Origin of the sequence: Clostridium sp. SGI.024 (genome assembly GCF_050315195.1) — a bacterium.
Classification (GTDB): domain Bacteria; phylum Bacillota; class Clostridia; order Clostridiales; family Clostridiaceae; genus Clostridium.
Window position 1 is genome coordinate 1 of the sequence record NZ_JBNPON010000141.1, and the last position, 1,226, is coordinate 1,226.

Genomic DNA, 1,226 nt, shown 5'->3' on the forward strand with positions numbered 1-1,226 from the left:
TTTTAAAATAATTTTTGTAAATAACAATTGTTTTTATTTAACAGTATTTATATTTATTGAAAAATACAATAAAATAATAGTCAAATATTCTAATCATCCTCTATTACAAATAATTCTTTATTTAAAAATGTGAAAATAATATATAAATTATGTTTTTATAAGGAAGTGATATAAAATAGGGAAAATAAATATAAAGAAAAGTAATGATTAAAAGTCTGAATTATAAAGATTAAATATTTGAAAGCTTTATGCAACTGAGAAAGTATTTAAAAGTTGAAATGGATTAGCTCAATTATTGTATGAATCCTAGAAGGTATAAAAGAATTTTTAGAGGATATATAGAATAATTTACAAATAAAATGTTACTTATTTATGATTATTTTTATGGGAGGGGATATTTTTGAAGAAAAAAGGTCTATCGTTAATTTTAGCAGGGATTTTAGTAGCGTCTGCAGTGTTAAATCCTTTTTCACACAATACTGTTAAAGCTTATGCAGAAGAGTCGAATAATACAAGAGTAGTAAGTGAGGAAACTCAAGCCAATAAGAACTATTTATATTTATCTGATATTGAGTATGTTGCTAATAAGTCAAGTGTAGGTTATAGTAGCATAAAGTTAGATAAAAATATAGATAATGGTGTTATCAAATTAATAAAAAATGGTGAAGTTATAAACTTTGCTAAGGGTGTAGGAGCTCATGCAAAATCTACATTAGTATATGATATAGAAAAATATTCAGATGATTATACTAAGTTTACAGCAAATATAGGTGTAGATTACTCTATGAGAGGTAGAGGTAATGGGGTAACATTTAAAATCTCTACTTCTGAAAATGGTACAGATTGGAAAGATGTAAAAACTACTGGTGTAATTACTGCTAAAGATGAGTCTGTATTAGTAGATATAAATATTGAAGGTGTTAAATATTTAAGATTAATAGCTGAAACTAATGGGGGTAATGAAGCAGACCATTCAGTTTATGCTGATGCTAGATTACTTAAAAAGGGCTATGATTTAAATGATGACCTTTATCAAGGTATAAAAACTCTAGCTCAATATGATGAAGAAGTTAAAAAGGTTAATTTAGAATCTAACTTATCTTCTAGTAAAGAAATCCTTCAAAAGAGAGAATTAGTTAGAAGATTAGGATATGAAACTCTTCAAAGTAATTTAAGAGATAATAATAAAGTTAAAGATACATTTGATTGGTTATTAAATGATAAGG

Annotated in this window: 1 protein-coding gene; it reads left to right on the top strand. The window is 25.3% G+C overall.

All coding sequences use genetic code 11. The features are described from left to right. Window positions 1–400 precede the first annotated feature (400 nt). A partial coding sequence (locus ACQRD5_RS17100; RefSeq protein ID WP_427747106.1) for an NPCBM/NEW2 domain-containing protein occupies window positions 401–1,226 on the top strand: 826 nt, incomplete at its 3' end.